Raw genomic sequence first — 329 nt, forward strand, 5'->3', positions numbered from 1 at the left:
CTTTAATGTCATTCTCATGGCAATAAAGATGAATCATTTCATGATGTAGTGTACGCATGATGTCCATAGCTTCACGGTTCATCGTTTCCGCAGTAATACATATTTCATGCTTGTCTTCTTCACCGTCAGACCATAACTTAGCTGGTGTAAACCAGCCATTAGCGTTACTGTTGCCCATTGGATGAATAGCGATAACTACTTGTGGTAGTTTGTTTTCATAGTAAGCTTTATTCAGGAAGTCGAAAGCCTTGTGTAACTCTGCTAGTACTGGTTGTAAATTTTTTGAAGCCATTTGTATAACCACCTTTGAATATTAATAATCAACTAAT

General features: G+C 36.8%; 1 protein-coding gene. It reads right to left on the reverse strand.

What is annotated here, in order from left to right; translation table 11 throughout:
* A partial coding sequence (locus R0J88_RS19245) for a hypothetical protein (RefSeq protein ID WP_410900767.1) occupies positions 1-292 on the reverse strand: 292 nt, incomplete at its 3' end.
* Positions 293-329: the final 37 nt, after the last annotated feature.

This window comes from Pseudoalteromonas sp. SIMBA_162 (genome assembly GCF_046535955.1).
Lineage (GTDB): Bacteria > Pseudomonadota > Gammaproteobacteria > Enterobacterales > Alteromonadaceae > Pseudoalteromonas > Pseudoalteromonas marina.